Consider the following 14,203-nt stretch of genomic DNA (forward strand, 5'->3'; position numbering starts at 1 on the left):
GATGAAAATACAAGATTTTGTAGTGCTCGATCTTGAGACAACGGGTCTTTCTGTAAAGGAAGACCAGATTCTGGAGATCGGTGCAGTAAAAGTGCAGGGCGGAGAGGTCACGGCATCGTATGAGACTTTCGTCAATCCGGGCAGAAAAGTGCCGGAGCGGATCACGGAACTCACCGGAATCCGGGATGAGATGATTGCGAATGCGCCCGATGTGGAGACTGCTGTCCGCGGCTTTCTGGATTTCTGCGGCGGCCTGCCGCTTCTGGGGCACAATATTCTGTTCGATTACAGCTTCATCAAGCAGGCAGCGATAAATGCCCGTCTGGACTTTGAAAAAGAAGCGTGGGATACGTTGAAAATTGCACGGAAAGCCCTCCCGGATCTGGAGAGCAGAAGCCTTGAAGCACTCTGCGGCTACTATCAGATCCCGCGGGAACACGCACACCGTGCGATGGACGATGTGCTGGAAACGCTGGCACTGTTCCGAAAACTGGAAGAAGGATTTTCGGAAGATCACCCGGAATGGTTTGCCGCAGCGCCTCTGAAGGCCAAAATGAAACGTGAGGTTCCGGCGACGGAGGCACAGAAAAAATATCTGGCGGATCTGATCCGGTACCATGAGCTGGATCTCGAACCGGAGTGGGGAGCACTCACAAAAAGCCGTGCATCCCGCATGATCGATCAGATTATTCTGGCACATGGAAGAATGGAAAAACGACAGAGAACTGAGAAAAAATAGAAGAGAAAAAGAAAGGATGGAACGATGAGTAATAAAGTCAATCGAAAAGCCCCGACAGAGGCACAGAAAAAGAAGAAAGATCCGCTGGCAAAGAAGAGAAATGCAGCAAAGATACTGGCATTGATTCTTGCAGTGGTTATGGTGCTTGGTATGGTTCTTCCAGCACTTTTATGGCTGGTGTAAAGAGATTCTGTAAAAGACAGAGTGAAATGGGAAACGGATCAAGAAGAGGCACAGTATGAAAAACAGCAGAAAAATGAGAGGCCTGCTGGTGATGCTTATCGCATTCGCATTCTGCTTTCTGGCAGAACCAGTCAAAGCGGATGACCGGACAGCGCTGGACGGAATCTATGTAGAAGACATTTCCGTCGGCGGTATGACCGAAGAGCAGATCACACAGGCAGTAAACGACAAAATTGAACAGTTAAAACCCTCGGTTATCAACCTGTCTGCCGGAGAGCAGAATGCACAGGTGACAGCAGGGGATCTCGGACTTTCCTGTGCCAACCCGGAGGTGGCAAGAGAAGCCGTCACAATCGGGCAGGAAGGCAATGTACTGAAGCGGTTCCTGACACAGAACCGGCTCAAAAATGGAGAGACGGTGACGTTTTCCCTGAAATATACAGTCGATGGCGAGGCAGCGCGCCAGGCGGTAGAAAACAACACGGCTGTGCTGAACCGCGAGGCAACAGATGCAACGCTGACCCGCGAAAACGGCGAATTTATCGTCAATCCGGGCCAGACCGGATGCAGCGTCAACGTGGATGAGTCCATGGCGAAGGTTGTCAATTACCTGACGACAAGCTGGCGGGGCGGCATCGGCGGCGTAGAACTGGTAACAGAAGAAACACCGGCAGGCGGTAATCCGGAGCAGCTTGCACTTGTCAAAGATCTGCTCGGCGAGGGTACGACGGAGTATGGCAACGGTACGAGCGGCAGAAAACAGAATGTCGCAGTCGGCGCAGAGAAGATTAACGGAACGCTGGTACAGCCGGGCGAGGAATTTTCCGTAGAGGCGGTCGTTGTGCCGTTTGATGCGGAAAATGGTTATGCACTGGCAGCATCGTATGAGATGGGCAAGGTCGTCGATTCGTACGGCGGCGGTATCTGCCAGGTTTCCACAACGCTCTATGTTGCTGTCTTAAAAGCAGAGCTTGAGGTGACGGAGCGGTACAGCCATTCCATGATTGTCCACTATGTGGATCCGTCGATGGATGCGGCGATTGCAGAGGGATTGAAAGACCTGAAATTCATCAACAATACGGATGCGCCGATTTATATTGAGGCGAGCGCGGACGGAAGCACCCTGCATTTTGCCATCTACGGCCATGAGACGAGAGATCCGAACCGCACGGTCCGCTATGAGAGTGAGACGACAAACACGGAGGATCCGACGCCGAGCCTGACGGAAGATGCGAATGCATCGTTTGGAACAATTGAACAGACATCGTACGGCTATCAGGGTTCGACGGCGCGGCTGTGGAAGATTGTGAATGACAATGGAAATGAGACGAAGGAGCAGGTGAATTCCAGCACTTACCGCATGACATCGGATGTCTATACCGTGGGAACAAAGACGGACAATGCAGCGGCGCGTGCGGAAATGCAGGCGGCGATTGCGGCAAATGATCTTGCAAAAGCAAAGGAAGTTGCAGCGAAATACAGCCAGAGCAGTTCGTCATCGAGTTCTTCGGAGAAGAAGGAAGACAGCAGCGATGATTCGGATTCGGATGGTACGGAAAAGACGGACGACAGCAGCAATACAGAGAAAACGGAGGACGATGAGGACTAGGCGTTTTCTGGTTACAGTTCGCTGGGAACCAGTGAACTGTAACATTTTCCGTGAAAAATGGGAAAGCAGAGGGAAAAGGAGTACGGATTCCGTCTGCTTTTTCGTTTGAAACAGGAAGTTCGAGGAGGACAAGGGATGCGAAAGGGTAAATTACAGCAGAGCGTGCTGGTGCGCTCGGTGTTTAAGATGCTGGGGCAGAAAAGAGAGGACGCAGCAGGGCCGGCGGTTGGACGTGGGGTATCGGCATTTGCAGGAGAAAAGGAGACGCAGGTGTTTTCGTGTGCGCCGGTGCTGGTGAAGGATCCGGAGGACGCGGTGCTCGCGGTCTGCCGGGTGTGCAACAGTGTGGCCGCGGCGGGGGCATCGGCAAAAGGAGTGCTGGTGTCGCTGATGCTGCCGGAGGCGATGGAAGAAAAGGATTTAAAGGAGCTGATGCGGGCGGTTGACGGTGCGTGTGTGCGGTATGGAACTGCGGTGATCGGCGGGCATACGGAGGTGACGGACGGGGTTTTGTATCCGGTGCTTACCGTGACGGCGGCAGGCGGGACAACGCGTGCGGGGCTGTTTGATCCGTCGTGTGTGACAGCGGATTTGGATCTTGTCGTGACGAAGGGGATTGCGCTTGGCGCGGTGTCTTATCTGGCAAAGACAAGAAGGGATGAGCTTCTGACGAGATTTTCTCCGGGATTTATCCATGGGGCGGCGGATTTTTCGGAGGATTACTCTGTCTGCCGTGAGGCGGAGATTGCGATCGAGCACGGTGCGGCTGCGATGCAGGATCTCTCGGAGGGCGGGATTTTCGGGGCGCTCTGGGAGATGGCGGACGGCGCGGGTATCGGGCTTGATGTGGCGTTGAAGAGGATTCCGATCCAGCAGGAGACGGTGGAGATCTGTGAATTTTTCGGGGTGAATCCGTATCAGATGCTTTCGACGGGGGCGCTGCTGATTGCGGCGGCGGACGGCGAGGGGCTGGTGCAGAAAATGGCACTCGAAGGGATTCCATCGGCGGTGATTGGGCGGACGACATCCGGGAAGGAGAGGATTCTCCGGAACGGGGAAGAGGTCCGGTATCTGGATAAGCCGCAGATGGATGAGATGTACCGGGTTGGCAGATAAGGCTTAAATATACGACAGGAGTGATTGGTAAAATGGCACATTTGAATATTGTTCTTCATGAGCCGGAGATTCCAGCAAATACAGGTAATATCGGACGGACGTGTGTGGCGACGGGGACGAGGCTGCATCTGATTAAGCCGCTGGGGTTTGATATTTCGGACAAGGCGGTCAGGCGCGCGGGGCTGGATTACTGGCCGAAGCTGGATGTGACAGTGTATGAGAGTTACGAGGATTTTCTGGAGAAAAATCCGGGGGCGAAGATTTACTATGCGACGACGAAGGGGCCGCAGACGTATGTGGATGTGCAGTATGAAGAGGACTGCTTTATCATGTTCGGAAAGGAAAGCGCGGGGATTCCGGAGGATATTCTGTACGATAATCAGGAGACGGCGGTGCGGATTCCGATGATTAATGATATTCGGTCGCTGAACCTTTCAAATTCCGTGGCGATCGTACTGTACGAGGCACTGCGGCAGAATAGCTTTGACCATATGCAGCTCGCGGGGCATTTGCGGACGCATGAGTGGAGGTAGACGGACGGGACTCTGGTGATCGTAGACGGAGCTGCATTCTTTTTATAAGGAAGAAGTTAAGATCATTTCCAATTCGGCAAAGACCTGCTCTGCGTAAAGCTGTTTGATTTCGTGGCGGGTCATGCCGGAGACGTTGGTCTGGAAGGTGAAGGTGTGGGCTTGGGCTTTGTATAAAATACAGAAGTAGACGACGCCCTGTACGCTGTCAGCGTTGTTGGGGTCGAGATTTCCGGTTGTGCCGGTGATTCCGATGGCGATGGCGGTGTGCAGGTTTTCTTGTACTGTGCGGGCCATGGCTTCGGCGCATTCGGGGGAGTAGACGCCGTGGATTTCGATGACGGAAGGGTCGACGCCGACGAGGACTTTGGTTTCGTTCAGATACGTGACGTAGCCGCCGGGGAAAATGGCGGAGGCGCCTTCGGTGTCGGTGATCAGGGAGGCGATCAGACCGGAAGTGCAGCTTTCCATGGTGGAAATGGTGGTGTGGGATGCAATGAGCTGTTTGATGATGGAATCAATGGTGTTTGGGTTCATAGTGAAAATTACCTCCAGAGTTAGTTTGATATGTCTGGCAAAAAAGCCCCTCGGCGGAGGGGCTTATTTTGGTGCTTCGCCTTTGGCGAGTGTAAAGATAAATTCGGTACCAACGCCCTCTGTACTGATGACATTGATATTCTGGTTATGCGCAGTGATGATCTCTTTGACGATCGAAAGCCCAAGTCCCGTTCCTTTGCGGTCCTTGCCGCGGGAGGCGTCGAGCTTGTAGAAGCGCTCCCAGATTTTCGTGATGCTTGCCTTTGGAATGCCGCAGCCGGTGTCCTTGACGGAGACGAAGACTTTACCGTGCTTCTCCGTTGTCTCAACTGTGATGGTGGAATCGTTGTTGCTGAATTTGATTGCATTATCAATGAGATTGTACAGCACCTGCTGGATTTTTCCCATATCGGCGCAGACGTATAAGGTGCGCGATGCGAGGATCAGTGAAATGGAAATCCGCTTTTTTGTGCAGGTTCCCTCAAACGAAGCGGCGGTATCCTTGATGACGGCGTTGATGTCAAACGAGGTCAGATCAAGCATATTCCCTTTATCGTCGATGTCGTTCAGCGTCAGCAGGCTCTGCGTCAGCTTGTGCAGCCGTTCTGTCTCAAACAGAACGATTTTCAGATATTTTTCCTGCATTTCCGGCGGAATCGTTCCGTCTAGGATTGCCTCCACGTAGCCTTTGATCGAGGTCAGCGGTGAGCGGAAGTCGTGAGAGACGTTCGCCACAAATTTCCGCTGGTATTCGCCGGTCTTGTTCAGCTCGCCGGACATGTAGTTCAGCGTGGAAGCGAGATACCCCATCTCATCGTGAGATTTAACATCAATTTTGTGGGTCAGGTTGCCGGAGGCATACTCCTTTGCACCGTTGATGATCTTTTTCAGCGGCCGGTACACGACGAGGGAGAAAAAGATCAGAATCACAAACGAGAGTCCGAACACGAGCAGGAACAGAAAATCAATCCGTGCCAGCAGACTTTCCCTCTGCTGATAGACGTCCTGCAGCGGAAGGTGGATGGCGACATAGCCATTGATCCGGAAATCGGAGGTGACGGGAACCATGACGCTCAGCATCTTGTCTTCGAAATAGCCGAAAAACGTTCCCGTGCTGTAATACTCGCTGCCGAGCGCAACTGGATCAAAACCGTCGATGATCTCCGGGTTTTCCTCATCGAGTGCAGCTGCCGTGTTCAGCAGAATTTCCCCGTCTGCGCTGATGAGCCAGATCTGGGAATTGTGATAGGAAGCCAGTGCACTGAGCGAATTGTAAAGATCCGTCAGGGAACGCTCACTGTGGTAATAAAGGTCGCCCTGTTTGGAAGCGATCTGCGTGGCCTCCCGGTACAGACTGGTGCTCGCGCTGGAGACCAGACTGTCCTCCACCATGCGGGAGCCGACCGTTGAGATCAGCGTAAAGCCGGCAATGGCGAGAATGACATAAATGAGAATTAATTTCCGGTAAAGCGTGCGTCGCATTATTTTTTAACCTCAAACTTGTAACCGATGCCCCAGACCGTCGTGATGGCCCAGGAGGCATGGTCCTTGATTTTTTCGCGGAGACGTTTGATATGAACGTCTACCGTGCGGGTATCGCCGATGTACTCATAGCCCCAGATATGGTCGAGGAGCTGTTCCCGCGTAAAGACCTGGTTTGGTGAGGAAGCAAGGAAGTAGAGAAGCTCCAGTTCCTTCGGCGGCATATCGACGGTGCGGCCCTGGTAAATGACGGAATAGTTCGTCTGGTTGATGATAAGATCCGGGTACTCGACACATTTTCCTGCGGTCGCGGACACCGGGATCGTGCGTGATGGCTGAAATCTCCGCAGCACTGCTTTCACACGGGCAACGAGCTCCTTGGAATCAAATGGTTTGATGATGTAGTCATCCGCGCCGAGTTCCAGGCCGAGGACTTTGTCGAACACCTCGCCCTTTGCCGAGAGCATGATGATCGGAACATCGGAATCGTGCCGGATTTCGCGGCAGACCTGGTAGCCGTCCATGCCGGGCAGCATCAGGTCGAGCAGAATCAGGTTCGGCTGGAAGGAGTGAAACTCCCGGACAGCCTCTTCTCCATCGTTTACAATTTTTGTGTCATAGCATTCCTTGGTCAGATAGAGAGAAATCAGTTCTGCGATATTGTTATCGTCATCGACAATCAGAATTTTCTGTTTGGAAGCCATAAAAGATTCTCCTTCACTGGGGACAGGACGGAACCGCATACAGTATGCGTTCCGTCCCATATTTTCCTGAGTTTTTATTTCTTAAACGTAACAATCGTAACGCCGGCATCGCCCTCGCCGAATTCCGCTAAATGGAAGTCCGCTACGTGTTTCTGGCGGCGCAGATAATTGTGAATGCCTTTCCGCAGTGCGCCCGTTCCTTTTCCGTGGACAACGCGGACACTCGGCAGATGGGAGAGATAAGCGTCATCGAGATATTTGTCGAGTTCGGCAACCGCTTCATCCACCGTTTTTCCGAGCAGATTGATCTCGGTAGAAATCGTGGCAGCCTTGGAAAGCTTCGATTTTCCGCTGCTTGTGCGGGAGATGGACGGGCCGGTGATGACAGCCTCGTCGATCAGCACAAGGTCGGAGATATGCACTTTGGTCCGCATGATACCCATCTGGACGAAGAGATTTCCCTTTGAATCCGGGCGGGTGCTGACAGTACCTTTGAGATTCATGCTTAAGACTTTGACGGCATCGCCGAGATGAAGATCCTGCGGGCGGAGATTTCCGGTGCGCTTCGGCACTTCCTTCGCCTTTTTCTTATCGAGCTTGTTCATTTTTTCACGCAGAGCGGTACGTTTCTGCTCCATTTCGCGGACGGAAACATTCTCTTTTCCAAATTTCTGGAAATCGCGCATCGTCTGGTCGGCGTATTCCTTCGCCTCGCGGAGAATTCTCTGTGCCTCCTCGGTTGCATTGGAGATCATCTTTTCTTTTCTTGCGTCGATCTGTTCCTGATTCTTGGCAAGGCTCTGCTTCAGGGATTCGACTTCCGCGCGGGTGCAGGCAAGCTCTTCTTTTTCGCGTTCCAGCGTGATCCGGTTCTGCTCGAGAGTGGTCAGAACGTCCTCAAACGATTCATCCTGCTCGCTGATTTCGTCTTTTGCCTTGTTGATGATGTAGTCCGGCAGGCCGAGTTTGCTGGAAATCGCAAACGCATTACTCTTTCCAGGAACGCCGACGAGCAGACGGTATGTCGGGCTTAAAGTCTCGACATCGAATTCACAGCAGGCATTCTCCACGCCCGGTGTGGATAAGGCATAGATTTTCAGTTCACTGTAGTGTGTCGTTGCCATGGTGCGGATGCCGCGCTCGTGGAGCGTAGAGAGGATCGCGATGGCAAGCGCCGCGCCCTCTGTCGGGTCGGTACCGGCGCCGAGCTCATCGAACAGGACGAGGGAATTGCGGTCTGCCTTGTCGAGGAAGGAAACCACATTCGTCATGTGGGAGGAGAAGGTACTCAACGACTGCTCGATGCTCTGCTCATCACCGATATCGGCGTAAACCTCGTCGAAAACGGAAAGGGAGGAGCGGTCGAGTGCCGGAATGTGAAGTCCGGACTGGCCCATCAGTGTTAAGAGTCCGACCGTCTTTAAGGAAACCGTTTTACCGCCGGTATTCGGTCCTGTGACGATCAGAAGGTCGAAATCTTCGCCGAGCGACAGATCAATCGGAACGACTTTTTTCGCATTGATCAGCGGGTGGCGTGCCTTGCGCAGGTGGATTTTACCTTCGGTGTTGAAGATCGGCTCATTGGCGTTCTGCTCCATTGCAAGAGCGGCGCGCGCGAAGATGAAGTCAAGCTCTACCATGTTTTCGAGGTCGTAACGGATCTCATCGCGGTGCAGGTCTGCCTGGGCACTCAACGTAGAGAGGATGACCTCGATTTCTTTTGCTTCTTCAATTTCCAGCTCACGGATATCGTTGTTCAGTTTGACAACGGCCATCGGCTCGACAAAGAAGGTGGAACCGGTCGAGGACTGGTCATGTACCATGCCAGGAACCTGGCCTTTGTACTCGGATTTGATCGGGATACAGTAGCGGCCGTCGCGCATCGTGATGACGGCATCCTGCAGATACGTGCGGTAGGAACCGTTGACGAGCGAGATTAACTGGCTGTGGATTTTTTCCTCACACGATTTGATGGAACGACGGATGCGGCGTAGATTCGGGCTTGCATCATCGCTGATTTCATCCTCGGAGAGAATACAGCGGCGGATTTCCGTGGAAAGCAGCGTCAGAGGCTCCAGTGTTTCGAAGAGATCTTCGAGGCTGTCCGGCGTCTGGTCCGCATTTTCGCGGCGGCCGTACGCTTTGACGCGTGCCGTGTTTTCCAGAAGTGCGGCGGTCTGCAGAAGCTCCGTGATGTTCATGGAGCTGCCGATTTCGAGACGCTTTAATGCGCCGCGGATATCTTTGGCATCACCAAAGGAAATGTGGCCTTTTTTAAAGAGCCGGGTGAGCGCGTCGTGTGTCTCGTGCTGCATCCGCGTAATCTGGGAGAGGGAAGAAGAAGGAACGAGCTCCAGACATTTCTTCCGGCCCAGCGGAGAACTGGCATACGAAGCCAGTTGTTCGATAATTTTGTCGTATTCGAGCGTTTTTAATGCTTTCTGATTCATAATACTTACCTTTTCGTAATTCATAATTCAGTCATTGTCTACAGATAACGCGGTATTTTTGATGCAATACCGCACGGATCTGATGTTACAGTTCACAGGTACCCTGCAAACTGTAACATTCGCAGCCCTCATTTAAAGTTTTGTTTCGCAAAAGGAGGGCTGCTCACACCTGAATCACTTTCTTACGCAGCGAAACAGCAAGTGTTTCACTGCTGAGTGAACAGTAGCGATCTGATTATATATCTGCACGGGAAGTACAGACCGGAAGTGGAATGTGGGTCACAGGTTTTTCCACTCCCCCAATTATACCTTAAAAAAGAAAAGAAAGAAACCCCAAGAACGAGAAAATGCAGGATGTTGCGCAAATGAGAAAAAAATGTAACAGTCTTCATAAAATGTTCATATCTATCTGGTAAAGTTTTTTATATATGTGAAGATTGCGGAAGCGCATATGCGCAGAGCAGTTCGGTATGGAATACAGATGTATGGAGAAAGAAATGTATGGAAAATGACCCAAAACCTTACAAATTCATGAAAGAGAGCATCAAAAAGCAGCCGCCCGACTGGAAAAAGATTGTTCTTCTGATTGCCGGATGGCTGGCACTTGCGGCGCTTGGCGGTCTGGTTGCGGCTGCGGTATTTGCGGTGACAGAGCCAAAGATTGCAGAAGCAGTTACCAGGGAAGAGCCGCCGGCGAAAGTGGATATCCCGGGAGATGAGGATCCAAACAGCGGACAGGAGCCGGATGAGACAATTACCGCATCTTCGGCGAGTGCGTCGGTAGACAGCAGCGGCTCCGGTTCGGAAATCAGCAGTTCTACAGTGGATAGCAGTACTTCAGAAAGCAGTGTATCCGAAAGTACGGTTTCCGAAAGCACAGAGGAGAATGGAGCGGCAGAGGGAACGGAAAGCAGCACTTCCGAAGAGCCGGAGGAGGGCAGCGAGGTTTCCAGTGTCGATGGGGAAACGGATGCGGAGGAAAAGGACAGCAGCCTGAAAAATTATGAAGCGCTCTACCAGGATATGCTGGAAGTAACGGAAAAACCAAAACGAGCGCTGGTTACCGTCATCGGCATTACCAATCAGATGGACTATTTTAACCAGAACTATGAAAACCAGCAGCAGATTTCCGGTCTGATTGTTGCGGACAACGGGCAGGATCTCTTTATTCTGACGGAATACCGCATCGTGGAAAATGTGGAGCGGATTCAGGTCACCTTCTGGGACGAGACGATGGTGGATGCCACATACCAGCGCCACGATCCGAGCACCGGCCTTACGATTGTGAAGGTGGATGAATCGAAGCTGGATGAGGAAACACGGGACGGTCTTGCGGTTGCGCCGCTCGGCAGTTCGTATCTCGTCAGCCAGGGTGACCCGGTCGTGGCTGTCGGAAGCCCGGTCGGCTACAGCAATTCGATTGCGTATGGTGTGGTGACTTCGGTTACGAACAAGATTTCCGCGCTGGACAATGAGTACAATCTGCTGACCACCGACATCCTCGGCAGCACGGACGGCAGCGGCATTCTGGTAAATCTTGACGGCGAAATCGTCGGCATTATTGCGCAGAGTTACAGTGCCAAGGGAAACAACGTGGTGACGGGCATTGCGATTTCCCAGATCAAAAAGCTGATCGAAAATCTTTCCAACAACGTGAGCCGCGCGTATATCGGCATCCGCGGACAGGATGTCACAGAAGAACTTTCCGATAAAACCGGCATTCCAAAAGGCGTTCTCATCAGCCGCGTCGCAGACAATTCTCCGGCGATGATGGCAGGCATGAAAGAGTACGATGTGATTGTAAAGCTCGGGGAGCACAAGGTTGAGACGATCAAACAGTACCATGAACAGCTTGGCAAATACAGCACAGGAGACGTGGTTACCGTGACGGCGATGCGGAAAGGCGCCGAAGGGTATGCGGAGATGACGTTTGATGTGACGATGGGGGAAGTATAAAAAACAGAGGCTTTCGGGAGCAGAAAAAGCCGGTTTTAGCCGGTGGGGCTTCCGGAAGCTTTTCTTTTCGAATGGTTTTCCACTGGCGGATGAAAAAATACGTGCATTCTGCAGGAAAATCTGGTAGAATTGGTAAGGCATGCAGGAGCACAGGCTTTGCATCATAAAAACGGCATCATAGAAACAAAAACGGAACACTGTGTCCGCATTTATTTTAGAAAAAGAGGATTTATTTTTATGAAGTATATCAACGAACTCCGGGAAGGAAACCGCATTTCCGGAATTTATCTCTGCAAACATAAACAGTCGGCTGTTACCAAAAACGGAAAACAGTACGAAAACGTGATCTTACAGGATAAAACCGGTACGATCGATGCGAAAATCTGGGATCCGAATTCTATGGGAATCCGTGAATTTGAAGCACTAGATTATGTAGATATTATGGGAGATGTTTCCAGTTTCAATGGAGCACTTCAGGTTTCCATTAAAAATGCAAGAAAAGCGGAAGAGGGCGAATATAATCCGGCGGACTATCTGCCGACGAGCCGTTACGACATCAATACGATGTATCAGGAGCTGCTCTCCTGGATCGGAACGGTGAAAAATCAGTATCTCTCCGGACTGCTGACGTATTATTTTATCCAGGATCAGGAGACCGCAAAACGGTTCCGCATGAGCTCTGCAGCAAAAAGCGTGCATCACGGATTCGTCGGCGGCCTTTTAGAGCATACGTTAAGTGTCACCCGTTTCTGCGATTTTATGGTAAAATCGTATCCGATTCTGAACCGCGATCTGCTGATTACGGCAGCGATTCTGCACGATATCGGAAAGACGAAAGAACTCTCCTTATTCCCGCAGAACGATTACACCAATGACGGACAGCTGCTCGGCCACATCATGATCGGTGCGGAGATGGTACACGATGCGGCGCAGAAGATCGACGGTTTCCCACAGGAACTCGAGAATCAGTTAAAGCACTGCATTCTGGCGCACCACGGCGAGCTGGAATACGGTTCCCCGAAAAAACCGGCAATGGTGGAGGCGGTAGCGCTGAACCTGGCGGACAATGCCGATGCCAAAATGGAAACCCTGACCGAGCTGTTTGACGCAGCGCCGGCCGGCAATGAGTGGCTTGGCTACAACCGGTTTTTTGAGTCCAACATCTGCAGAACAGGAGACTTTTCATGAGCTATCAGAAAAATGATGTACTGACGGTGAAAATTGAAGATATGGGACACGACGGAGAGGGTATAGGCAAATGCGAGGGCTATACCCTCTTTGTCAAGGACACCGTCATCGGCGATCTTGCCGAGGTAAAAGTGATCAAAGCAAAGAAAAATTACGGCTACGCGCGCCTGATGCGCCTGATCGAGCCGTCCGCACACCGTGTCGAGCCGGTCTGCCCGGTTGCACGTCCGTGCGGCGGATGCCAGTTGCAGATGCTCGACTATGCGGAGCAGCTTCGCTTTAAGGAGAAGAAAATCGCCGGAAATCTCCAGCGCATCGGCGGCATGGCGGAGATCCCGATGGAGCCGATCGTGGGGATGGAAAATCCGTTCCGCTATCGAAACAAAGCCCAGTTTCCGATCGGGCAGGATAGAAATGGAAAGCTGATTACGGGATTTTATGCGGGAAGAACGCATCAGATCATGGAAAACCGGAACTGTTATCTCGGCGTGGAGCAGAACGAGGAGATTCTGAACCGCATTCTTGCCTGGATGGAGGAGAACGGCGTTCCGGCATACAACGAGGAGACCGGCAAAGGCCTGGTGCGCCATGTGCTGATCCGGTTTGGATTTATGACGAAAGAGATTATGGTTTGTCTCGTTGTGAACGGAAAGAAACTGCCGGCCGAGGAGAAACTCATCAAATCGCTGACAGAACTCGAAGGCATGACAAGCATTACCCTAAGCGCAAACCGTGAGCGGACCAATGTGATCATGGGAAAAGAAATCCGCTGCCTGTGGGGACAGGGGTATATCACCGACTATATTGGAAACGTAAAATATCGGATCTCCCCGCTGTCCTTCTACCAGGTCAACCCGGCGCAGACGGAAAAGCTGTACGGCCTTGCCCTGGAATACGCAGGCCTCACTGGAAATGAGACGGTCTGGGATCTCTACTGCGGCATCGGAACGATTTCCCTGTTCCTCGCGCAGAAAGCCAAAAAAGTCTACGGCGTCGAAATCGTCCCGGAGGCAATCGCGGATGCGAAGAACAATGCGAAAATTAACGAGATCGAAAACGCTGAATTTTTCGTTGGAAAATCGGAAGAGATTCTTCCGGCCTACTACGAACAGTACGCCAAAGACCACCCGGGCGAACACGCCCACGCGGACGTCATCGTCGTCGATCCGCCGAGAAAAGGCTGCGAAGAAAACCTCCTCCACACCATGGCCAGCATGCAGCCGGACCGCATCGTGTATGTATCCTGCGATTCCGCAACGCTGGCACGAGATGTGAAGGTGCTTGGGGAGCTGGGGTATGAAGTAAAGAAAGTCCGAGGGGTTGACCAATTCCCGATGACGTGCCATGTGGAGTGCGTGGTTGCACTACATCGGGTCGATATGTAAGAATCCTTGATTTGCGCGAAGGCAACGAGGAGAGTTCCGAAGAAATAACTGGCTGTAAAGCCAGTGTTTATGCGGAATTCGACGACTGCCCGCGAGTCGGGAAGTTTGTAAAACTTCTCGACTTCCGGCACTTTGAGCGACATATGATGTTCTCACAGAGTGATAGAAAAACCTACAAAAAAGCAATTTCAGACGGTGTGAATGTCTCAGTCGTATTGGATGTGGGGTGTGGAAACACATAAAAGTACAATTAATATTTTGAAGTTATTCAATAGAATACGAAGCGTGAAAGACCGTTCATTTTCAAGTAATTGGAGATGAGCG

General features: G+C 51.9%; 12 protein-coding genes. 8 read left to right on the forward strand and 4 right to left on the reverse strand.

Annotated elements, in window-relative coordinates; translation table 11 throughout:
* Position 1 precedes the first annotated feature (1 nt).
* The 5 genes from PGS38_RS05405 to trmL all read left to right on the forward strand — a co-directional run bounded on the left by PGS38_RS05405 (position 2) and on the right by trmL (position 4,180).
* Positions 2 to 739, forward strand: coding sequence for a 3'-5' exonuclease (locus PGS38_RS05405; protein ID WP_055220616.1), 738 nt, complete (start codon positions 2 to 4; stop codon positions 737 to 739).
* Between the two features lie 24 nt (positions 740 to 763).
* Positions 764 to 922, forward strand: coding sequence for a hypothetical protein (locus tag PGS38_RS05410; RefSeq protein ID WP_022462412.1), 159 nt, complete (start codon positions 764 to 766; stop codon positions 920 to 922).
* 55 nt (positions 923 to 977) lie between these two features.
* Positions 978 to 2,531, forward strand: coding sequence for a VanW family protein (locus PGS38_RS05415; protein ID WP_118600860.1), 1,554 nt, complete (start codon positions 978 to 980; stop codon positions 2,529 to 2,531).
* A gap of 135 nt (positions 2,532 to 2,666) precedes the next feature.
* A complete protein-coding gene (locus PGS38_RS05420; RefSeq protein WP_118666573.1) occupies positions 2,667 to 3,647 on the forward strand; it encodes an AIR synthase-related protein in 981 nt (326 codons plus the stop codon).
* Between the two features lie 32 nt (positions 3,648 to 3,679).
* Positions 3,680 to 4,180, forward strand: a complete 501-nt coding sequence (gene trmL / locus PGS38_RS05425; protein ID WP_117802093.1) for a tRNA (uridine(34)/cytosine(34)/5-carboxymethylaminomethyluridine(34)-2'-O)-methyltransferase TrmL — start codon at positions 3,680 to 3,682, stop codon at positions 4,178 to 4,180.
* Between the two features lie 42 nt (positions 4,181 to 4,222).
* Here trmL and PGS38_RS05430 read toward each other — a convergent pair whose 3' ends face one another.
* From PGS38_RS05430 to PGS38_RS05445, 4 genes are all read right to left on the reverse strand, one after another.
* Positions 4,223 to 4,714 (reverse strand): CinA family protein, encoded by a 492-nt coding sequence (locus PGS38_RS05430; protein ID WP_022461605.1) that lies wholly within the window; start codon positions 4,712 to 4,714, stop codon positions 4,223 to 4,225.
* 63 nt (positions 4,715 to 4,777) lie between these two features.
* Entirely contained in the window at positions 4,778 to 6,196 is a 1,419-nt protein-coding gene (locus PGS38_RS05435) for a sensor histidine kinase (RefSeq protein WP_022461606.1), read from the reverse strand.
* The gene (locus PGS38_RS05440) at positions 6,196 to 6,900 is read right to left on the reverse strand and encodes a response regulator transcription factor (protein WP_022461607.1); all 705 of its coding nucleotides are present in this window, start codon (positions 6,898 to 6,900) and stop codon (positions 6,196 to 6,198) included. Before PGS38_RS05440 ends, PGS38_RS05435 begins: the two co-directional genes overlap by 1 nt.
* Before the next feature lie 74 nt (positions 6,901 to 6,974).
* A complete protein-coding gene (locus PGS38_RS05445) occupies positions 6,975 to 9,350 on the reverse strand; it encodes an endonuclease MutS2 (RefSeq protein WP_119188508.1) in 2,376 nt (791 codons plus the stop codon).
* Positions 9,351 to 9,851: 501 nt separating this feature from the next.
* Here PGS38_RS05445 and PGS38_RS05450 point away from each other — a divergent pair.
* From PGS38_RS05450 to rlmD, 3 genes are all read left to right on the forward strand, one after another.
* Positions 9,852 to 11,306 (forward strand): S1C family serine protease, encoded by a 1,455-nt coding sequence (locus PGS38_RS05450; RefSeq protein ID WP_270476010.1) that lies wholly within the window; start codon positions 9,852 to 9,854, stop codon positions 11,304 to 11,306.
* 237 nt (positions 11,307 to 11,543) lie between these two features.
* Positions 11,544 to 12,494, forward strand: coding sequence for a 3'-5' exoribonuclease YhaM family protein (locus PGS38_RS05455; protein WP_118640379.1), 951 nt, complete (start codon positions 11,544 to 11,546; stop codon positions 12,492 to 12,494).
* Positions 12,491 to 13,879 (forward strand): 23S rRNA (uracil(1939)-C(5))-methyltransferase RlmD, encoded by a 1,389-nt coding sequence (rlmD, locus tag PGS38_RS05460; protein ID WP_118640372.1) that lies wholly within the window; start codon positions 12,491 to 12,493, stop codon positions 13,877 to 13,879. Before PGS38_RS05455 ends, rlmD begins: the two co-directional genes overlap by 4 nt.
* Positions 13,880 to 14,203 lie beyond the last annotated feature (324 nt).

The organism is Fusicatenibacter saccharivorans (assembly GCF_027667425.1).
GTDB classification, from domain to species: Bacteria; Bacillota; Clostridia; order Lachnospirales; family Lachnospiraceae; genus Fusicatenibacter; species Fusicatenibacter saccharivorans.